This is a genomic window from Arthrobacter sp. ISL-48 (assembly GCF_018613805.1).
Taxonomy (GTDB): domain Bacteria; phylum Actinomycetota; class Actinomycetes; order Actinomycetales; family Micrococcaceae; genus Arthrobacter.
The window spans coordinates 44,131-62,730 of record NZ_JAGGPL010000020.1 but is presented as its reverse complement, the minus strand read 5'-3'; the positions used below and the strand labels follow the sequence as shown (position 1 = coordinate 62,730).

Genomic DNA, 18,600 nt, shown 5'->3' with positions numbered 1-18,600 from the left:
CTGCTTTATGGGCACAATGGACGGATGACGCCACCGAGCAACCCCCTGGATCGGTTCCCCATGAACGAAACCTTCGATCTGGAGGCCATTGGGGCGGGCCTCGCCTTTACGGACTCACTGTCCCACCTTACGGCGGCTCTCGGAGCGGGAGGGCGTGCGGGATCCGCAGTGGTGCAGGCTCCACCCGGAACGGGCAAGACCACGCTGGTTCCGCCCTTGCTCGCCAACCTGGCGATGCGGAGCCCGCGAGGGGAGGTCCGCGTTGTGGTCACCCAGCCGCGCCGGGTGGCTGCCCGAGCGGCGGCACGGCGCCTTGCCGCCCTCGATGGCAGCCGTATGGGGGACCGCGTCGGCTATACAGTCCGGGGGGACCACAAGGCGGGCGCCGGCACGCTGGTGGAGTTCGTCACGCCCGGGATCCTCCTGCGCCGCCTGCTGGCCGATCCCGGGCTTGAGGGCATCGGCGCGGTCATCCTCGACGAAGTCCACGAACGCGGCCTTGAGACCGACCTGCTGCTTGGCATGCTCGCCGAAGTCCGCCAACTGCGGGGCGACCTCACCCTGGTTGCCATGTCCGCCACCGTGGATGCGCCCCGCTTCGCCGCCCTTATTGGCAATCACGACGGCGGCGGCCCGGCTCCCGTCGTCGACTGTCCGTCCGCACTGTACCCCCTGGACGTTGAATGGTCGCCGGCAGCGGTGCCACGGCTGGACGGCAGGGGTGTGAGCCGCGGGTTCCTTGACCACGTGGCGGATACCGCCGCGGCGGCGCATACACAGTCCAGTGCGGGAACCGACGCGCTGGTGTTTGTCCCCGGCGCTTGGGAAGTGTCCCAGGTCGCCTCCCGCCTGCGGAGCCGTGGCGGTTCCGGTACCGAGGTGCTGGAGCTTCACGGCCAGGCCAGTCCTGCGGAACAGGACCGCGCCGTGTCCGGGCGCCGGCCGGGGGAGAGCCCCCGGATCATCGTTACCACCGACCTCGCGGAATCCTCCTTGACGGTGCCGGGCGTGCGACTGGTCATCGATTCGGGCCTGACCCGCGAACCGCGGCGGGACATCAGCCGCGGCATGTCCGGCCTGGTGACCGTCTCCTGCTCCCGCGCGTCGGCGGAGCAGCGGGCCGGCCGGGCCGCACGCCAGGGACCCGGGAAGGTAGTCCGCTGCTATGACCAGAAGACGTTTGGCGCGGCGCCCGCCCATGTGACCCCTGAGATCACGGTGGCGGACCTGACGGGCGCCGCCCTGATCCTGGCTTGCTGGGGATCACCTGGCGGGCAGGGGCTGGCTTTTCCCGACTCCCCACCGCGGCCGGCCATGGAGGAGGCAGTGGAGGTGTTACGGGAACTGGGCGCCGTGGGTCCGGACGGCTCCGCCACGGAGCTTGGCAGGGTCCTTGCCAGGGTCCCGGCGGATCCACGGCTGGCCCGCGCCCTCCTGGACGGCGCGGCAGCGGTGGGCCGCCGGACAGCGGCGGAGGCCGTCGCCGTGGTCTCGGGGGACCAGCGTGCGCCCGGGGCAGATCTCACGAGGCTCCTCGCAACCTTGCGGTCCGGGACCGACCCGGCCTCCCGTCGGTGGTTGGACGACGTCCGGCGGATGGAGGACATCGCACGCCAGGAGGCTTCCGGCGCCGGACATTCCGTCTTTGCTGCTCCCGTGACGGGGGCGGAGGCCATGGGAGCCATCGTCGCCCTGGCGTTCCCGGATCGGGTGGCGCGCCGCGTCGCGGGCGAGGGGCCGGAGCGGTACCTGTTGTCGTCAGGCACCCGGGCAGGCTTGCCAGCCGGAAGTTCCCTGTCCGGGCATGAGTGGCTTGCAGTCGCGGATGTTTCGCGGGCCCAGGGACGCGACGCTGCCGGGACCGGGGCGGTCATCCGTGGCGCCGCCCCGATCACTTCGGACACCGCTGAGGCAGCGGCCCGGCATTTGCTGACCGACACCGTGGAAGCACGCTTCAATCAAGGCCGCGTCATGGCCCGGCGGGATCGCCGTCTTGGCGCAATTGGACTGACGTCCACACCGGTGCGGCCGTCCGCCGAGGAAGGGCGCGTCGCAGTCGCCCGCGCACTGGAAAGTGAAGGGCTGGGAACGATCGGATGGTCGACGGCGGCGGATGCCCTGCGCCGCCGCCTCGCCCTGCTGCGCCGGGAACTCGGCGACCCTTGGCCGGACGTTTCCGAGCCGGCGCTGCTGGCCCGGCTGGACACGTGGCTGCGGCCGGAGCTGGAGGCGCTGGCGGGCGGCGCCTCCACGAGTGCAATCGACCTCACCGATCCGCTGCGGCGGCTGCTGCCGTGGCCCGCCGCAACGGCTGGGGGAGCTGGCACCCGAATGGCTTGAAGTGCCCAGCGGTTCGAGGGTGAGAATCGACTACCCTGACTTGTCCGACTATGACGTGTCCGACTATGCAGTCAGCCACGGCCGCCCTGTGGTGGCGGTCAAGCTGCAGGAGTGTTTCGGCTGGGCAGAGACGCCACGGCTGGTCAGCGGGCGGGTGCCGGTGCTGTTCCACTTGCTCTCTCCGGCCCGGCGTCCCGTGGCCGTGACGGACGACCTGGCGTCCTTTTGGTCCGGACCCTATAGGCAGGTCCGGGCCGAGATGAGGGGCCGGTATCCCAAGCATCCCTGGCCCGAAGACCCTTGGACTGCACCCCCGACCGCACGGACCAGCGGGCGAAAGTGACCCCGGGAAGGGAAACCTTGATCGGGTTTCGATGCCGGGTGAGAACTCCGATACACAGATGAAACGTGGCGTCGATGTGCTGAAACAACTCCCCGTTAGGCTCTTGATCACTTGGACAACGACGTCCACACATAATCTGGAAGGACGCAAAGATGTTGCTATTGAACAGCCTTAACCTCTTGCTTGATGCCCGCCGAAACGGCGACAACCATTCGTACAGCGGGAAGAACGGCAAGACCGGGTTCCCCACAGGGCAACTGACCTCCGCCGCCTGGGAAGGCTGGTGGCACGAGGACGCCGCTTAGCCGACAGCGCGCGGGCTGCATTCCGCCGGCTCAAGGCCGGTCCCGGTTTCACGATGGCATGGCTCTGCCTATTGCTGTCCAGTCGCCTCAGGGTGTCGAATCGTCTTACCAAGGCTGCGTGGCGGCTGACGACTAGTACACCTGGAGATGGCCATGTCCATGAAAGGCGCCAATGCCCGAGGCAAGGCTCCGGGCCGCGGCAGTTCCGATCTCCGGCGGACTGATGCCTCGGCGGCGGTCCAGGCCGATGCCCCGGATAAGATCCGCAACGTTGCGCTCGTGGGCCACTCGGGCGCGGGGAAGACCATGCTGCTTGAGGCCCTGCTGGCCGCCACCGGTGTCATATCCCGGATGGGATCAATTGAAGACGGCAGCACGGTGAGCGACGCGGAACCGTCCGAGATCCACCAGCAGCGCTCCGTCGTCCTGTCGTTGGCCCCGCTGGTGTTCGATGGCATCAAGGTGAACCTCCTGGACACGCCCGGCTATGCGGACTTCACCGGTGAGCTCCGCGCCGGACTGCGGGCGGCGGATGCGGCTCTCTTCGTCGTGTCCGCCCTGGACGAGATCGATGCGGCAACCACAGCGCTGTGGGCTGAATGCGACCTGGTGGGTGTGCCGCGGGCTGTCGTGATCAGCCGGCTCGACCATCCGCGCGCAAATTTCGAGGCGACGGTCGCCGCATGCCAGCGCGCCTTCGGTGACTCGGTGATGCCTGCCTATCTCCCGGTGCGCACCGGGCAGGCCATCACCGGTTTGCTCGGCCTGCTGTCCGGGAAGGTCTCGGACTACACCAGTGGAGCACCGGCGCCGGGAGCGCGGGAAGCCACGGCGGAGGAGCTCGCAGCATCGGAGGCCGAACGCGGAACGCTGATCGAAGGAATCATTTCGGAGAGCGAAGACGAGACGCTCATGGACCGCTATCTCGGCGGCGAGGACATCGACGTCGACGTCCTGGTGGATGACCTGGAGACGGCAGTGGCCCGCGGGTCCTTCTTTCCAGTACTTGCGAGCGCGGCGGAGACTGGACTCGGCATAACGGAACTGCTGGAGATGCTGACCAGAGCCTTCCCAACGCCCGCGGAGAGCGCCCTGCCAGCAGTGACAGACCTCGCCGGGACTCCGGCCGGCCCCCTAACCTGTAACCCGGCGGGCCCGCTGGCCGGGGAGGTGGTCCGCACAACCATCGACCCGTTCCTGGGACGGGTCTGCCTGGTACGGGTCTTTTCCGGCACCCTGCGGGAGGACTCGGCTGTACACGTCGGCGGCCGCGGGTTGTCCGAGCGAGGCCATGAGGACCACGACAGCGACGAACGCCTCACCCACCTTTACTCACCGGTTGGTGCGAGCCTCCGGCCGGTGCCATATTGCATCGCCGGGGACATTTGCGCGATTGCCAAGCTGGCCAACGCCGAGACCGGCGACACCGTTTCTGCCAAGGAGAACCCGGTGCTTGTGGAGTCCTGGGACATGCCCGAGCCGCTGATGCCCGTAGCCGTGGAAGCCGCCTCTCGCAGCGACGAAGATGCCCTGGCCAAGAGCCTGGGGAAGGTGGCGGCCGGGGATCCGACGCTTCGCGTGGAACGTAATTCCGAAACGCACCAGTTGATTCTGTGGTGCATGGGGGAGGCCCATGGTGAAGTGGTACTGGACCGGCTGCGGGACCAGGGGGTGAAACTGGAGACTGTTCCGGTGGTCACGCCGCTGAGGGAAACCTTCGCCGCACCAGCCTCCGGCCACGGACGGCACGTCAAGCAATCCGGGGGCCACGGCCAGTACGCGATCTGCGACATCGAAGTCGAGCCCCTGGAGCGCGGCGCAGGGTTCGAGTTTGTCGACAAGACCGTCGGCGGGGTGGTTCCCGGCCACTACATACCCTCCGTCGAGAAAGGGGTTCGGGCCCAAATGCAGAGGGGCGTGTCGGCAGGGTTCCCGGTGGTGGACATCAGGGTGACGTTGGTCGGCGGCAAAGCACACAGCGTCGACTCGTCAGACGCTGCCTTCCAGGCGGCGGGCGCGCTGGCCCTGCGGGAGGCGGCCGCCGCTGGCCGCATCCAGCTGTTGGAACCCGTGTCGTCTGTCACCGTCACCACTCCGGACGAGTACGTCGGCCCCGTCATGAGTGACTTGTCGTCCCGCCGCGGGCGGGTGACAGGAACGACGTCGGCAGGCGGGGAACGCACGGCGGTCATCGCCGAGGTGCCCGACGGCGAGCTGTTGCGCTACGCCGTTCAGCTACGTGGACTCACGGCCGGAACCGGCCACTTCCGGCGCAGCTACCTGCGCCACGAGCCGGTGCCTGCGAGCGCGACCGCGGGTGCCGCCAACACCTGATCTCCACATCAGCCGTGGGCGCGCATGAAGCGCGCGACCGGGGAAGCCAGTGATGCGCCGATCTCCTCTGCGTTGCGCTTCTTTCCTGCGACGGCGAAGGAATGGTCACCGCCGTCCACCCACTCCAGCACGGCGGACTGACCGATCCGGGAAACCACCCCCTCCATCAGTTCCGGGGTGGCGAAGGTGTCGCGGGTGCCCTGCAGGAACAGCATAGGCACCGTCAGCCCGTACAGGTGCTCATCCCGAAGTTTCTCCGGCTTTCCCGGCGGGTGCAGCGGATACCCGAGGTAGACCAGCCCCCTGGCGTCCATCCCTTCTGCTACGGCCATGGACGCCATGCGCCCGCCAAAGGACTTGCCAGCTGCCCAGACGGGACCTTTGTCTCCGTGGGTTTCACCCAGCCGGGCGGCAGCATCAAGGGCGGCCCGCCAGGCTGCGATGGCAGCCGGCGGCCGGTCCGGGAACTTCCTGCCCGCTTCGCGGTAGGGGAAATTGAAGCGCAACGTGGCAACGCCGTCGTCGTTAAGTGCGCGGGTAAAGCCGCCCAGGAACGGATGTTCCATGCCCGTATCGGCTCCGTGCGCCACCACAAGCGTGGCGAAGGGATTGTCCGGCCGGCCATAAGCCGCGGAGACTTCGAGATCGCCGACAGTGATAGTGACAGGGGATTCGGTAACGGTCATGACTCAATGATGCCGGATCGCCCTGGCGGGCCTCCCTGGCGGGCCTCCGAACGGCCAAGGTACTGACGCGACGGGCGGCGCGGGGTAGGTTGTCTCCATGGCGAGCGAACACACCACACTCTCTGTCCAGGGCCCCCAGGGCGAGCGCGAGATGCGCATCTCGAGTCCCAGCAGGGTCATGTGGCCGGAACTGGGGCTCACCAAGTTGGACCTGGCCCGGTACATTGCCGAAGTAGGGGAGGCCTTCATCGCTGCAAACGGAGACAGGCCCGTTTCGCTGCAGAGGTACTCGGACAGCATCGACGGAGAGATGTTCTTCTCGAAGAACCCGCCCAAGGGAACGCCTGACTTCGTCAGGTCAGTGAAGGTGGTCTATCCGAGTGCGCGCTCGCACCCGCAGCTTGTCCTGGACGAACCCGCCGCGGCCGTATGGGCGGTCCAGATGAACACCGTCGTGTTCCACCCGTGGCCTTCACGCGCAGAAAACACAGATAATCCGGACCAGCTGCGCATCGACCTGGATCCGCAACCCGGGACGGACTTCGACGATGCCGTCCCCGCCGCAGTGGCGCTGAAAGAGGTGCTGGCGGAGGCAGGGCTGAACACCTTCATCAAGACGTCCGGAAACCGGGGGCTTCACGTCTACGCACCCATTGAACCCACTCGGGAGTTCCTGGACGTCCGCCACGCGGTGATCGCCGCGGCGAGGGAGCTCGAACGGCGGATGCCTGACAAAGTCACCACTGCGTGGTGGAAGGAAGAACGGGGCCAGCGGGTGTTCGTGGACTTCAACCAGGCCAACCGTGACCGGACCATCGCCGGCGCCTACAGCCCCCGGGCCCTGCCCCACGCACCGGTGTCCTGCCCTATCACGTGGGACGAGCTGGGCAGCGTCGACCCCAAGAACTTCACCATCCTCACGGTGCCCGAACGCCTCAAGACGGTGGGGGATCCGTGGGCTGGCATGGACGCAAACCCCGGTACCATCGATGCCCTCTTGGAATGGTGGGAGCGGGACGTCAAGAATGGCCTGGCTGAGATGCCCTTCCCGCCCGACTATCCGAAGATGCCCGGGGAACCACCGCGGGTGCAGCCAAGCCGGGCCCGCAAGCAGGACTAGCCAGGTTATTCGAAGCGGGACGGGTCACCGGTGCCGCGGCGTACCACCTCGGCCACACCACTCGAGAAATCGATCACAGTGGTGGGCTCGGCCCCGCAGTCGCCGGAATCGATCACGGCATCCACCTCGTGCTCGAGCCGCTCCTTGATCTCCCACCCCTGGGTCAGCGGATCTTCTTCATCGGGAAGCAGGAGGGTGCTGGAGAGCAGCGGTTCGCCCAGCTCGGCCAGCAGCGCCTGCACCACCCGGTTATCCGGGATGCGTACGCCAACCGTTTTCTTCTTCGGGTGCAGGAGCCGGCGCGGAACGTCCTTGGTGGCCGGCAGGATGAAGGTGTAGCTGCCGGGCGTGACAGCCTTGATGCTGCGGAAGACGTCGTTGCTGATGTTCACAAACTGCCCCAGTTGGGCGAAGTCCTTGCAGACGAGCGTGAAGTGGTGCTTGCTGTCCAGTTTGCGGATGGTCCGGATCCGGTCAAGTGCGTCCTTGTTGCCCAACTGCGCCCCTAGTGCATAGCAGGAGTCCGTGGGGTACGCGATGAGCCCGCCGTCGAGGACCATGCGCACGGCCTGTGTGATGGCGCGCGGCTGCGGGTCTTCAGGGTGAACGTCAAAGTATCTGGCCATGCCCACGAGCCTACGGCCCGCAGGGGGATAGCGCACGCAAGGCAGGCCGCCCGCCGTCGAACTAAACCCGCTGCCATGACCCCTATCAACGAGGACCTGTTTGCGGCAGTATGTTGACTGTCCTTCCCCCTTCCGTCCCGCACAACAAGGAGAACAGGCCATGCCTACGACGCTTAATCCCTACCTTGGCTTCCGCGACAACGCCCGGGAGGCGATGAACTTTTACCAGACGGTTTTCGGTGGTGAACTGGCGTTGAGCACGTTCGGTGAGTTCCAGGCCAGCGAGGACCCCGCGGAGGCAGACAAAATCATGCACGGCATGCTGACCACCACCCAGGGCCTGGTGGTGATGGGGGCGGACACCCCCAACTCCATGGACTACACGCCGGGGAACACCATTTCGGTCTCCCTCAGCGGCGACGACGAGGGTGAACTGCGCGGCTATTGGGACAAGCTGGCCGGCGACGGCGGCACCGTGACGGTCCCGATGGAACAGGCCCCCTGGGGGGACATCTTCGGCATGTGCACCGACAGGTTCGGCGTCGCGTGGCTGGTCAATGTCAACAGCGGGCAGGCACCCCCCACCTCTTAGCCAGTTAGGCCGGCCCAGAGGCTCAGATCCACTTCGGCGCTGCCGGAATTTCGTCCAACGGGGCGCTTCGCTCCGTGGCGGTGACGCCCGTGGTGCCCCTGCCCGTGGCCCACTGGACCACACCGGCGAGGCGGCCCGAAACAGCCACCGGTCCATCGGCACGGGAATCGCCAGATTCCTGCCTTGCCTCCTGACCAGACACCCGGACCAGGAGCCCGGCGTCGGTGCCGCGGGTTGCCCAGGCTGTGGTGATGTCCTTGAGGAGCCGTTCGAGTACTGGTGCGGGGATGTCTTCGAAGGTGGCGCCGCTGTCGAGGTCGACGGCGTGGACCCAGACTTCGCGGGTGCGCATCCAGACGGTTTCCTCGGCCGGGACGACCCTGCCTTGGGCGGTTTTGACCTTGTGGTGCCAGGCATCGGGGGGCAGGTCCCGCCATTCGACGTTCAGGTGCACGGCGGAGTGGTCGAACAGGTTCCGGAGAGCGATTGGGGAAAGCGTGGCGCCGAATTCGATTTCTTGATTTCGTGCCTCCGGGGAGGCGTACATGGGGGTCTCGACCCCGGTCGCGGCCCAGTCGATGAGCCGCGCGATCGCGCGGGCGTTATAGCCGATGTGCGCCGCGACGTGGCGGCGGGTCCAGCCGGGGAGCAGCGATGCGCCGTCCAGATCGGCGTCGGTGAGTTCGTTGAGTTTCCGGGCGAAGAATGCGGTGCCGCGACGGGCCTGGAGCAGCTGCTCGAGCAGTTTGGGGTCCCCCGTCTGGTCGGTGCGGGCGGCCATCAGGCTTCCTTGATGACCCGGTTGCTTAGCTGGCCCAGGCCTTCGATGGTGGTCAGCAGGAGCTGGCCTTCCTGGAGGTAGCGTTTGGGGTCCTGGGCGTGGCCCACTCCGCCGGGGGTGCCGGTCGCGATCACATCGCCGGGGTTCAGGGTGATGATCGTGGAGATGTAGGAGACCAGGAATTCGGGGGTGAACACGAGGTCGGAGGTGGGGGTCTGCTGCATGGTTTCGCCGTCCACGGCGGAGGTCATCAGCGGGCCGGCACTGAATTCGTCGGTGGTGACCAGGGCGGGCCCGAACGGGGTGGACTTCTCCCAGGTTTTGCCCTGCAACCACTGGACGGTGCGGAACTGGTAGTCCCGCATCGACACGTCGTTCAGCACGGCGTACCCGGCGATGTGGTCTTTGGCGTCGGCTTCGCTGATCCGGCGGCCCTTTTTGCCGATGATCACGGCGAGTTCGGCTTCCCAGTCCACCGTGTCTGATTCCTGCGGCAGGGCCAGGTCATCGTGGGGCCCGATCAGGGACTCGGCGTACTTGGCGAACAAGGTGGGGTACTCCGGGACGTCCCGCCCCATTTCCTTGATGTGGTTGCGGTAGTTGTGGCCCACGCAGATGATCTTCCCCGGAGAGGGCACGACGGCGGCGAGGTCCGCGCCGTCCAGTGGGTGCGTGGCGCCGCTGGCAGCCTGCGCTTTTTCTGCCCAGGCGGGGTCCTGCAGCAGGGCCCCGACGTCGGCGAACCCGTCGATCTCGGTCAGGGTGCCGCCGTCCTGGCGGACCGCCACGGTCTCTGTGGTCTCCCGTGCGGGAAGGCGGAGGGTGAGGAGTCTCATCGGGTGTTGCGTCCTTCGATATAGGTGCGGTTAAAGTTCAGGCGTTCAAAAATCGGGGCGTCACTGAACCGGAACAGATCGAATTCCGTTCCGGCCTGCAGGGACCATTCGGTCCAGGAGGGGACGACAAACAGGTCGCCCTTGGCCAGTTCCTTGGCCTCGCCGTTGAGCACCACGGTGCCGGTGCCTTCGAAGACCTGCCAGACGCTGGACCCAACCTCCCGCAGGGCCGGAGTCGAGGCGCCGGCGCGGAGCCGGTGGAACTCCGCCCGGATGGTCGGCATCACATCCCGGCCCGTGGTCGGGTTCGAGTACCTGACGGCGGCGTGGCCCTGGGACACAGTCGCCGGGTGGCCCTCATCCTCCAGCAGCAGCTGCTCGGCCAGAGCCCGGTCGGTGTGTTCCCACCGGTACGCGGCGATGGGCGAATTTGTTGTGTCATCAAGGCCCGACAGTGGCCGCAGGCCCGGGTGTGCCCACAGCCGCTCTGACCGGGAAATGTCGGGGGTGGCCTCATCAGTGACTCGTTCAGTGCCGAACTCGAAGAACCCCGCGTCCGCGTAGTGCACGAACGGGATGTCCAGCCCGTCGATCCAGGCCATCGGCTGGTCGGTGTCGTTGTGGTGGCCGTGGAAGTTCCAGCCCGGAGTCAGCAGGAAGTCCCCGCGGCGCATCGCCACGGGATCGCCGTTGACCACCGTCCACACGCCGTCGCCCTCAACGACGAAGCGGAAGGCGTTCTGTGAATGCCGGTGCTCCGGCGCCGTCTCGTGGGCGCCCAGGTACTGGATTGCGGCCCACAAGGTCGGCGTCGCATACGGAGTACCACCCAGGCCCGGGTTCGCCAACGCGATGGCCCGCCTCTCCCCACCGCGGCCCACCGGAACCAGATCTCCGGCACGGGCGGCCAACGGGTAGAGGTCACTCCAACGCCAGATGTGAGGCACGGCCTTGGGGGAGGGGACCATCGGCATCAGATCCGCGATCTCCGTCCACAACGGGATCAGGTTGCCGCTCTCGAAATCCCGGTACAGCTGCTCAAGCTGCATGGCCTCTTCACGCGTCGGCTCCGGAACGGCAAGGCCTGCGGCAACTGAATCGTGGGTCGTGTTCCCGGCGCTGATGGACACGGGGCCTCCTCGGTGAGTGCGGATAGCGATAGGGCGTACCACAGACTCTAGGAACAACTTCAACTAAATCCCCATCAAATTCTGTACACCAGAATTTGTGCGACGGCTTGCGCCCCGCCAGGTTAGGGGCTGGCTGTCAGTCTTCCTCTGCCGGGTTCGCCGCAATGTCGATCTCCAGCTGTCGCCGGGTCTCCAGCATGACGCCAACGAGTCCGGCGTCGAACAGTCCACGGAACCTGCCCGTGGGGGTGGCAACGCTCAGCGCCCCAATCACTTCGCCTCTTCGGTTGCGCAAGGCCATGCCCAAGGCGCTGATGCCCTCTTCGGTGCCCTCGAAGTTGGCTGCAAAGCCGTTGCTGCGGACCATATCCAGTTCGCGCAGGAAGGCGGGGTACTCGGCGTCGGGAATGTTGTCACCGCCGATCCCCGCGTTTTGGCTGCGGAACAGCTGCTCGATCATGGCGGGCTCCAGTTCGGCCAGCATCGCCTTGCCGCCGGAAGCCTTGTTGGCGGGAAGGACCGTTCCCTGCCGGTCACCCACGCGGAGCACGCTGGTGCTCTCCACTGTCTCAAGAAACCGGACCTTGGTTCCCACCCGGATCATGAGGTTGACGGTTTCATTGACGCGGGAGCACAACAGCTCCATGTGGGGCCGGGCCACTTCCCGGAGCAGGCGGGTCCAGCTGACGCCTGCCGGTCCTCCGCCCATCGCGGGTCCAGGCACGTACCGCCGGGACTCGTCCTGGACCGCAAAGCCGCGGTACACCAGCATGGCAAGCAGCCGGTGCGCGGTGGAGGGCGCAACGCCGAGCTCCCGGGCTGCATCCTTGAGACGCAGGCTCCCGCCATCGCGCAACAGCTGCAGCAGCTGCAATGCGTTGTCTACCGCCTCGATGGAGTACGCGGGCTTCTTGTGGACCGGCAAGTTCTGCATGACAGAATTATATGGGCCGGTCCGTGTGGGGTCCACGACAGTGGAGGAATGAATCACCTAACTTCCGCTGCAGCGCCGGAGCGGCCCTTCGACGGCGTGACCCGTCCGGCCGCGGCCAACTCCCGGTTCACCAGGCAGTCCTCTATTGCAGTCCTTGTCTGTTGGCTTCTGGTCGTCTTTGACGGCTATGACCTCATTGTCTATGGCACCGTGCAGTCTTCGCTCATCAATGACACTGGCTGGGGGCTGACCAAAGCTACCGCCGGCACCGTCGGTTCCATGGCTTTCCTGGGCATGATGATCGGCGCCATCTTCGCCGGCAGGATGTCCGACGCCTTCGGGCGCCGCCGGACGATCCTCGGATGCGCAATCGTGTTCTCGATCTTTACCATCCTCTGCGCCTTTGCTCCGAACGCCCCCGTCTTCGGCGGACTACGGCTGCTGGCCGGCATTGGGTTGGGCGGGCTGGTTCCGTCGGCCAACGCGCTGGTGGCCGAACTGGTGCCCGCAAAATGGCGGTCCACCATTGCCACCCTGATGATGTCCGGCGTTCCGATCGGTGGCTCGATTGCAGCGTCGGCGGGCATTCCGCTCATTCCCGCTTTCGGCTGGCCTGCGATGTTCCTCATCGCGGTCCTGGCACTGCTCGTTGTCATTCCGCTGGGTCTTCGCTACCTGCCCGAGACACTGTCCCCGGTGCGTGCCGGTGACCAGGCCAAGGAACCTGCCGGCTTCGGTTCCCTGCTCCGGGCCCCGTTCCTTGGCATGAGCCTCCTGTATGCCTTCGCCACGCTGGTGACGCTCTTCGCCTGGTACGGGCTGGGTACGTGGCTGCCCAACCTGATGCAGCTGGCCGGATACAACCTAGGATCGGCCCTGACCTTTGCACTTGCCCTGAACCTCGGTGCGGTGGCCGGCTCCGTCATCACTGCCTGGGCCGGTACCCGCTTTGGACCGGTGCCGGCCGCCATAGCGGCAGCCGCCGTCGCCGCCGTCGCCCTGGGGGTCCTCGTCGCCGGGCCGCCAGTCACGGTGGTCTACCTGATGCTGGTCCTGGCCGGAGTCGGAACGCACGGCACCCAGTGTCTGGTCATCGCGGCCGTGGCCAGCCACTACCCTGCGCACCTCCGGGGCACCGCCCTCGGCTGGGCGCTCGGCGTTGGCCGGATCGGCGCCGTTGCGGCGCCGCAGGCCGGAGGGCTGCTGTTGGCAGCCGGACTGGGCGTCAGCTCAAACTTCCTCGCCTTCGCCGCGGCAGCCGCCGTCGCAGCCATCCTGCTCGGCGCCATCAGCATCAAAATCACGTCCAAAACCCCAACCGGAGTAGGAGACAACAATGTCTGACCCCAAAGTGTCCACCGATGTCCTCGTTATCGGAGGTGGAATGGCCGGCCTGGCCGGCGCCCTGGCCCTCCGCGAGAACGGTGCCGACGTGACCCTGGTCGAGCGTGCCCCGGAATTCGGCGAGGTCGGCGCAGGGCTGCAGATGGCACCCAACGCTTCACGTGTCCTCAAGCGTTGGGGCCTCCTGGAGAAGGCGCTCGAAGTCGGCGTCCAACCCAAGCACCTGGTGTTCCGCGACGCGGTTACCGGTGAGGAGCTGACCCGCCAGACGCTCGGCGGCGAGTTCGTGGAGCGCTACGGCGCGCCCTACGTCGTGATTCACCGCAGCGACCTGCACCGGGTGCTCCTCGAGGCCTGCCAGGACGCCGGAGTCCGCCTCGTCAACGACGTCATGGTGGAGTCAGTGGAAACGGTGAACGGCCGCGGCGTAGCACACACGGCAGGCGGCGAAGTGTATGAGGCCGACGTTGTGGTCGGCGCCGATGGGCTCAAGTCCACCCTCCGGTCCGCTGTTGCCCAGGACGGCCCCGTCTCGTCGTCGTACGTTGCCTACCGCGGAACCGTTCCCATCACCGCGGAAACTCCCACGGCCGACCTCGAGGACGTCATCGTCTACCTCGGCCCGGACTGCCACCTGGTGCAGTACCCGCTCCGCAAAGGCGAACTGCTCAACACTGTTGCCGTCTTCAAATCCCCTTCCTTTGAGCGGGGCGAGGAGCAATACGGCGGCGTGGATGAGCTGGAGGCCGCCTACAAGGATTGCGTGCCTGCGGTCCAGGACGCCCTCAAGAACCTGGCCACGGGCGTCCGCTGGCCTATGTACGACCGGAACCCGATCGAAAACTGGGTGGCCGGCAGGCTGGTCCTGATGGGCGATGCCGCACACCCCATGCTGCAGTACCTTGCCCAGGGTGCCTGCCAGGCTCTCGAAGACGCAGCTGTTCTCCAGGATGTCAGCCGCGGGACTGTCTTCACCGACGGCGGCGTGGACACCGGCGCCTGGGACAGGGCAATCAGAGAGTTCAACGCCCGGCGCGCCGCCCGAACCGCCCGCGTCCAGCGCACGGCCCGCATCTGGGGCGAGTCCTGGCACGTCTCCGGACTATCGCGGACCCTGCGGAACCTGCTCTTCAAGAGCCGGAAGGACGGCGACTACCAGTACAACGACTGGCTCTACGGCGTGGACCAGCCGGGAACACCGGCAAAGCCCAGCGATACGCGGACCGCGCTGCTTTCGGCCTGAGGCCCTCACGGTGTGGCCCGTCCTTGAGGTGGGCTGCACGCGGTGCGACGATGGAAGCGTGCAGCCCCTCTTCGATTTCCTGGCCCATAACTGGTGGTTGGTCTTCCCCCTGAGCGGCCTGATGGGCGGCTGGGCCCGGTCGTGGCAAAAGGCCACTGAACGCCGGCACCAGCGGAGGGTGGAGCTTTACCGGCTCCGGAACCATTCGGTGCAGGCCGAACAGGTGGCCCTTGCCGAGGTGGAGTCGCTCATGTCCGCCCACGATGCGGTGAACCGGCGGTGGCTGGACTATGAACTGGACGTCGGCAAGCTCATCGATTTTCCGCTCATGACTGATGTCCGCGAACCGCTGACCGTGGCCTTCCTGCGGGCCAAGCGGGAGGCGGACGGATTGCGGCCTCCCTCGGCCAAAGACCTGGCCGCCCCCTCGAGGCTTGAGGCCTACCGGGCAGCAGTCAACAGTTTTGAAGTGGCCTTCTCAGTTGCCGAGCGGGAAGCCCGGCGGATCAGGGACACCAACTTTTCCGGGCCGGAACGTGAGCGGCTGGCTACCGCCCGGAAACTGCTGCGGCTCGCTGAAAATGACGCCGCCACACCGGCCGAGCGGCAGGCCGCGTACAAGAGAGCCCGCCGGGAACTTGACGGTCTCATCGTCCTCCCGGACGCAACCGTAGCCGCCCTCGAGGAAAGGGTCGCGCCGATGCTGGACACCGGCCATTCCTCGGACTTCCCTCAGCGCTGACCCGCCAGGGCAGTGGCCATGACCAGGGCTTCCCTCTACTTGGACGTGGACGGCGTGGTCTGTCCATTCGGTCCCGTAGGCGAGAGCGAGTGGGGCTCTGAGTGGCGGTTCGCCAACGCCGGGCTGCTCTCCGTGGCCTTCGCGCAGGAGCTGGTTGACGGATTGAACAGCCTTGCCAGTCGGGCAGGGCTGCGGTGCGTGTGGCTCACCAGCTGGGAAGACCTGGCGCCGGAATATCTCTGCCCGGCAATTGACCTCCACGCCGGCCACTGGCCCTACCTGACCGCCGACGGCGAAACGACGGGAGAAGGCTGGTGGAAACTTCGCGCAATCCAGGAAGACGTGGCTGCCTCCGGTCCCGACGCCCTGGTGTGGATTGACGACCAGCTCCGTTTTGAACAGGAGGCCCAAGCATGGGCCAGGTTCCTGGGCCGGCGCATACTCCTCGTGTCCCCCGATCCGCGGCGGGGAATCTCGCCCCGTGAGCTCTCCTCTGTCCGGTCATTCCTGGAACAGCCGGTGTTTTGACCTCATGCCCGGGACGCGTACGATCGATAAGGTTTCAAGCCGGTTCTGTAAACAACCACAGGTCATTCCACCCGAACACCGGGTGAATTATGCTGTGCAAGACAGGCGGAGAAAGAAACTGCTGAACGTCGACTCTGCAGATTGGGCAACAGGTGGATATCACCTTAATGGTGGCGCTGGTCATCGCACTGGCACTATTTTTCGACTTCACGAACGGCTTTCATGACACCGCCAACGCGATGGCTACGCCCATCGCCACCGGTGCCATCAAACCGAAGACTGCAGTGGCGCTCGCGGCCGTTCTGAACCTGGTGGGCGCCTTCCTGTCGACGGAGGTGGCCAAGACTGTCTCCGGCGGCATCATCAGGGAAGGGTCCGGCGGTGTCCAGATCACCCCGGACATCATTTTTGCAGGCCTGATGGGGGCCGTTCTGTGGAACATGATCACCTGGCTTAAAGGGCTCCCGTCGAGCTCATCCCATGCCCTCTTCGGCGGGCTGATCGGCGCAGCTATTGCGGGCATCGGCTTCAGCTCCGTGAATCTGGAGGTCCTGCTTCAGAAAGTCATCCTGCCGGCTGTTTTTGCGCCGGTCATTGCTGGCGCTGTGGCCTACATCTGCACACGTCTCGCCTATGCCCTGACCGCACGTCATGACCCGGAGACGGGCAGTAAGCTCACCCAGAAGCGCGGCGGTTTCCGCACCGGGCAGATCTTCACGTCCAGCCTCGTGGCGCTGGCCCACGGCACCAACGACGCGCAGAAAACCATGGGCATCATCACGCTGGTCCTGATCGCTGCAGGCACGCAGCCCACGGGCACCGGTCCGCAGCTCTGGGTTATTGCCGCCTGTGCCCTGGCGATCGCCGTCGGCACGTATGCCGGCGGCTGGCGCATCATCCGCACCATGGGATCGGGGCTCACGGAGGTCAAGCCGGCACAGGGCTTCGCCGCCGAGACGAGCACGGCCTCCGCCATTCTCGCGTCCTCGCACCTGGGCTTCGCGCTTTCTACCACTCAAGTGGCCTCAGGTTCGGTCATCGGTTCGGGAATGGGCCGCAAGGGCACCACCGTGCGCTGGAACATGGTGGGCAAGATCGCGCTGGGATGGCTCTTCACGCTCCCCGCTGCCGGCATCGTCGGCGCGCTCACGGCGCTGCTCGTCAAGACGGGCGTGGTGGGTGTGGTGATCGCCGCCGTCGTCGGCACCGCCGCCGTGCTGTTCATGTTCTTCTATTCCCGTAAGTCGGACGTGGGCCACCACAATGCCGTGGAGGTCGAGGAAGCCGGGCAGGCCGTCCGCTTCGCCAAGAAGAAAGCCCTTGCCCGGGCCAGGGCAAAAGCGAACAAGCCGAAGGATACTCAGCGATGAAGTGGTTGGAACTCCTGACAGTGGGCGGCGCAACCCTGGTCGCCGCAGTGACCGTGGTGGTCCTGTACTCATTCGCCGTCCGGCTTACGGCCATTGCCGGCGACGCGGAGCAGGCCTCGCCGCGGCTGACGCGGTCACTGGCGTACGTCTGCTTCGGGTTGTGCGGCCTGGCCGTGCTGTACGGGCTGTACCTGATCATCCCGTACTTCAGCAAGTAGCCCGGCGGCGGGTTCAGCTTCTGGGCACCGCCCAGGCCCTTGGCTAGGCTGGACTCATGTCCCGTATCCAGTACTTTGTGGCTTCATCCCTCGACGGTTTCATTGCCACCGCGAACGATGACCTGGCCTGGCTCCTGCAGTTTGACGGCTTCGAGGGTGGCAAGGAAAGCTACGAGTCGTTCATGGACGGCGTGGGCTGCATCGTTATGGGCGGGGAAACGTTCGCCTGGCTGATGGAGCACGAGCCGGAAAACTGGCCCTACCCTTCAACGCGCTGTTACATCTTCACGCGCCATGAGCATGCCGCACCGCCCGGATCGGACGTCACTTTCGTGCGCGGCCACGTCCGCGAATTTGTCCAGGATTTCAAGGACGACGCCGCGGGCAAGAACGTGTGGGTGGTGGGCGGCGGCAACCTGGCCGCCCAGTTCGCCGACGCCGGGCTGCTGGACGAGCTCATCGTCTCAGTCATCCCGGTGGTCCTTGGGGACGGAAAGCGGCTGCTGCCGTTGGAAGGCCCGACGCCGCCACTTGAGTTGACCGCCTCGCGCACCTTGGGACGGGGGATTGTGGAACTGCGTTATGCGTTTAGCTCGAAGGCCGGTGCAGCCGGCGCCTGAAGGCGCCGCCGGTTGAATTTGGACCCGGCAATCAGCCCGCCGCAGTGGCGTCGTTGTCTCGCAGCAGGTTGGTGATCCGTGCGGTGGACAGTCTGCGCCCCTTTTCGTCGGTCATGACGATCTCGTGCGTTGCCACGGTGCGTCCCAGATGGATGGCAGTGCACGTCCCCGTTACGGTTCCGCCGGCAATGGCGCGGTGATGGGTGGCGCTGACCTCGATGCCCAGGGCGTGGCGGCCTGCCCCTGCGTGCATGCCCGCAGCAAAGGATCCCAGGGTTTCAGCCAGCACCACGTGTGCGCCGCCGTGCAGGATGCCTGCGACCTGGGTGTTGCCTTCCACCGGCATGGTGGCGACCGTCCGTTCCGGGCTCATCTCGAGGAAGCGGATCCCCATCTTCACCACCAGGGTTCCGACGCCAAATGCGCCCAGCCAATCGTGGAGGTGGTCCGGAATGCCGGCGGTACGCAGCTCGTCGGTGAAGGGGCCCGGCGTGAAATTGTCCATCAT

18 protein-coding genes and 1 pseudogene are annotated in these 18,600 nt (G+C 66.3%); 12 read left to right on the top strand and 7 right to left on the bottom strand.

Translation table 11 applies throughout. The features are described from left to right. Positions 1 to 24: 24 nt before the first annotated feature. The 3 genes and pseudogenes from hrpB to J7E83_RS17175 all read left to right on the top strand — a co-directional run bounded on the left by hrpB (position 25) and on the right by J7E83_RS17175 (position 5,322). Positions 25 to 2,683 (top strand): annotated as a pseudogene (hrpB, locus tag J7E83_RS17185) (ATP-dependent helicase HrpB). A gap of 152 nt (positions 2,684 to 2,835) precedes the next feature. Beyond that, positions 2,836 to 2,988 (top strand): hypothetical protein, encoded by a 153-nt coding sequence (locus J7E83_RS17180; protein WP_214964692.1) that lies wholly within the window; start codon positions 2,836 to 2,838, stop codon positions 2,986 to 2,988. A 153-nt stretch (positions 2,989 to 3,141) separates the two neighbouring features. Continuing rightward, positions 3,142 to 5,322, top strand: a complete 2,181-nt coding sequence (locus J7E83_RS17175; RefSeq protein WP_214964690.1) for an elongation factor G-like protein EF-G2 — start codon at positions 3,142 to 3,144, stop codon at positions 5,320 to 5,322. Between the two features lie 8 nt (positions 5,323 to 5,330). Here J7E83_RS17175 and J7E83_RS17170 read toward each other — a convergent pair whose 3' ends face one another. After that, a complete protein-coding gene (locus J7E83_RS17170; RefSeq protein ID WP_214964688.1) occupies positions 5,331 to 6,008 on the bottom strand; it encodes an alpha/beta family hydrolase in 678 nt (225 codons plus the stop codon). A gap of 97 nt (positions 6,009 to 6,105) precedes the next feature. Between J7E83_RS17170 and ligD the strand changes: the two genes are divergently transcribed. After that, positions 6,106 to 7,128 carry a non-homologous end-joining DNA ligase gene (ligD, locus tag J7E83_RS17165; RefSeq protein WP_214964679.1) on the top strand — a complete coding sequence of 341 codons (1,023 nt, stop codon included), beginning with the start codon at positions 6,106 to 6,108 and terminating at the stop codon, positions 7,126 to 7,128. A gap of 5 nt (positions 7,129 to 7,133) precedes the next feature. Here the strand turns inward: ligD and J7E83_RS17160 are convergent, their stop codons facing one another. Beyond that, positions 7,134 to 7,754: an L-threonylcarbamoyladenylate synthase gene (locus J7E83_RS17160; protein ID WP_214964677.1), complete on the bottom strand. Its 621-nt coding sequence runs from the start codon at positions 7,752 to 7,754 to the stop codon at positions 7,134 to 7,136. Between the two features lie 160 nt (positions 7,755 to 7,914). Between J7E83_RS17160 and J7E83_RS17155 the strand changes: the two genes are divergently transcribed. Then, positions 7,915 to 8,346 carry a VOC family protein gene (locus J7E83_RS17155; RefSeq protein ID WP_214964675.1) on the top strand — a complete coding sequence of 144 codons (432 nt, stop codon included), beginning with the start codon at positions 7,915 to 7,917 and terminating at the stop codon, positions 8,344 to 8,346. Between the two features lie 22 nt (positions 8,347 to 8,368). Here J7E83_RS17155 and J7E83_RS17150 read toward each other — a convergent pair whose 3' ends face one another. The 4 genes from J7E83_RS17150 to J7E83_RS17135 all read right to left on the bottom strand — a co-directional run bounded on the left by J7E83_RS17150 (position 8,369) and on the right by J7E83_RS17135 (position 12,027). Then, complete coding sequence (locus tag J7E83_RS17150; RefSeq protein WP_214964673.1) at positions 8,369 to 9,127, bottom strand: maleylpyruvate isomerase family mycothiol-dependent enzyme; 759 nt, start codon at positions 9,125 to 9,127, stop codon at positions 8,369 to 8,371. Further along, positions 9,127 to 9,963, bottom strand: a complete 837-nt coding sequence (locus tag J7E83_RS17145) for a fumarylacetoacetate hydrolase family protein (protein WP_214964672.1) — start codon at positions 9,961 to 9,963, stop codon at positions 9,127 to 9,129. Before J7E83_RS17145 ends, J7E83_RS17150 begins: the two co-directional genes overlap by 1 nt. Further along, complete coding sequence (locus J7E83_RS17140) at positions 9,960 to 11,093, bottom strand: cupin domain-containing protein (RefSeq protein ID WP_214964671.1); 1,134 nt, start codon at positions 11,091 to 11,093, stop codon at positions 9,960 to 9,962. The genes J7E83_RS17145 and J7E83_RS17140 overlap by 4 nt, the downstream gene beginning before the upstream one ends. A 136-nt stretch (positions 11,094 to 11,229) precedes the next feature. Continuing rightward, complete coding sequence (locus tag J7E83_RS17135) at positions 11,230 to 12,027, bottom strand: IclR family transcriptional regulator (RefSeq protein WP_214964670.1); 798 nt, start codon at positions 12,025 to 12,027, stop codon at positions 11,230 to 11,232. 48 nt (positions 12,028 to 12,075) lie between these two features. Here J7E83_RS17135 and J7E83_RS17130 point away from each other — a divergent pair, with 48 nt between their 5' ends. The 7 genes from J7E83_RS17130 (at position 12,076) to J7E83_RS17100 (ending at position 18,092) form a co-directional block, all read left to right on the top strand. Then, positions 12,076 to 13,371, top strand: a complete 1,296-nt coding sequence (locus J7E83_RS17130; protein ID WP_214964669.1) for an aromatic acid/H+ symport family MFS transporter — start codon at positions 12,076 to 12,078, stop codon at positions 13,369 to 13,371. After that, on the top strand, positions 13,364 to 14,614 hold the full coding sequence (locus J7E83_RS17125) for an FAD-dependent oxidoreductase (protein ID WP_214964668.1): 1,251 nt from the start codon (positions 13,364 to 13,366) through the stop codon (positions 14,612 to 14,614). Before J7E83_RS17130 ends, J7E83_RS17125 begins: the two co-directional genes overlap by 8 nt. A 58-nt stretch (positions 14,615 to 14,672) precedes the next feature. Next, positions 14,673 to 15,356 carry a hypothetical protein gene (locus J7E83_RS17120; RefSeq protein ID WP_214964667.1) on the top strand — a complete coding sequence of 228 codons (684 nt, stop codon included), beginning with the start codon at positions 14,673 to 14,675 and terminating at the stop codon, positions 15,354 to 15,356. An 18-nt stretch (positions 15,357 to 15,374) separates the two neighbouring features. Then, entirely contained in the window at positions 15,375 to 15,884 is a 510-nt protein-coding gene (locus J7E83_RS17115; protein ID WP_214964665.1) for an HAD domain-containing protein, read from the top strand. A gap of 152 nt (positions 15,885 to 16,036) precedes the next feature. Next, positions 16,037 to 17,254: an inorganic phosphate transporter gene (locus J7E83_RS17110; RefSeq protein ID WP_214964663.1), complete on the top strand. Its 1,218-nt coding sequence runs from the start codon at positions 16,037 to 16,039 to the stop codon at positions 17,252 to 17,254. After that, positions 17,251 to 17,472: a hypothetical protein gene (locus J7E83_RS17105; protein WP_214964661.1), complete on the top strand. Its 222-nt coding sequence runs from the start codon at positions 17,251 to 17,253 to the stop codon at positions 17,470 to 17,472. The genes J7E83_RS17110 and J7E83_RS17105 overlap by 4 nt, the downstream gene beginning before the upstream one ends. Positions 17,473 to 17,528: 56 nt before the next feature. Beyond that, positions 17,529 to 18,092: a dihydrofolate reductase family protein gene (locus tag J7E83_RS17100; RefSeq protein WP_214964660.1), complete on the top strand. Its 564-nt coding sequence runs from the start codon at positions 17,529 to 17,531 to the stop codon at positions 18,090 to 18,092. A gap of 31 nt (positions 18,093 to 18,123) precedes the next feature. Here the strand turns inward: J7E83_RS17100 and J7E83_RS17095 are convergent, their stop codons facing one another. Beyond that, on the bottom strand, positions 18,124 to 18,600 hold the full coding sequence (locus J7E83_RS17095; protein WP_214964658.1) for a hotdog fold thioesterase: 477 nt from the start codon (positions 18,598 to 18,600) through the stop codon (positions 18,124 to 18,126).

Coding starts and splice junctions, on each gene's coding strand:
- J7E83_RS17180 (WP_214964692.1), top strand. CDS start 2,836: ATGTTGCTATTGAACAGCCTTAACCTCTTGCTTGATGCCCGCCGAAAC.
- J7E83_RS17175 (WP_214964690.1), top strand. CDS start 3,142: ATGTCCATGAAAGGCGCCAATGCCCGAGGCAAGGCTCCGGGCCGCGGC.
- J7E83_RS17170 (WP_214964688.1), bottom strand. CDS start 6,008: ATGACCGTTACCGAATCCCCTGTCACTATCACTGTCGGCGATCTCGAA.
- ligD (WP_214964679.1), top strand. CDS start 6,106: ATGGCGAGCGAACACACCACACTCTCTGTCCAGGGCCCCCAGGGCGAG.
- J7E83_RS17160 (WP_214964677.1), bottom strand. CDS start 7,754: ATGGCCAGATACTTTGACGTTCACCCTGAAGACCCGCAGCCGCGCGCC.
- J7E83_RS17155 (WP_214964675.1), top strand. CDS start 7,915: ATGCCTACGACGCTTAATCCCTACCTTGGCTTCCGCGACAACGCCCGG.
- J7E83_RS17150 (WP_214964673.1), bottom strand. CDS start 9,127: ATGGCCGCCCGCACCGACCAGACGGGGGACCCCAAACTGCTCGAGCAG.
- J7E83_RS17145 (WP_214964672.1), bottom strand. CDS start 9,963: ATGAGACTCCTCACCCTCCGCCTTCCCGCACGGGAGACCACAGAGACC.
- J7E83_RS17135 (WP_214964670.1), bottom strand. CDS start 12,027: ATGCAGAACTTGCCGGTCCACAAGAAGCCCGCGTACTCCATCGAGGCG.
- J7E83_RS17130 (WP_214964669.1), top strand. CDS start 12,076: ATGAATCACCTAACTTCCGCTGCAGCGCCGGAGCGGCCCTTCGACGGC.
- J7E83_RS17125 (WP_214964668.1), top strand. CDS start 13,364: ATGTCTGACCCCAAAGTGTCCACCGATGTCCTCGTTATCGGAGGTGGA.
- J7E83_RS17115 (WP_214964665.1), top strand. CDS start 15,375: ATGACCAGGGCTTCCCTCTACTTGGACGTGGACGGCGTGGTCTGTCCA.
- J7E83_RS17105 (WP_214964661.1), top strand. CDS start 17,251: ATGAAGTGGTTGGAACTCCTGACAGTGGGCGGCGCAACCCTGGTCGCC.
- J7E83_RS17100 (WP_214964660.1), top strand. CDS start 17,529: ATGTCCCGTATCCAGTACTTTGTGGCTTCATCCCTCGACGGTTTCATT.
- J7E83_RS17095 (WP_214964658.1), bottom strand. CDS start 18,600: ATGATGGACAATTTCACGCCGGGCCCCTTCACCGACGAGCTGCGTACC.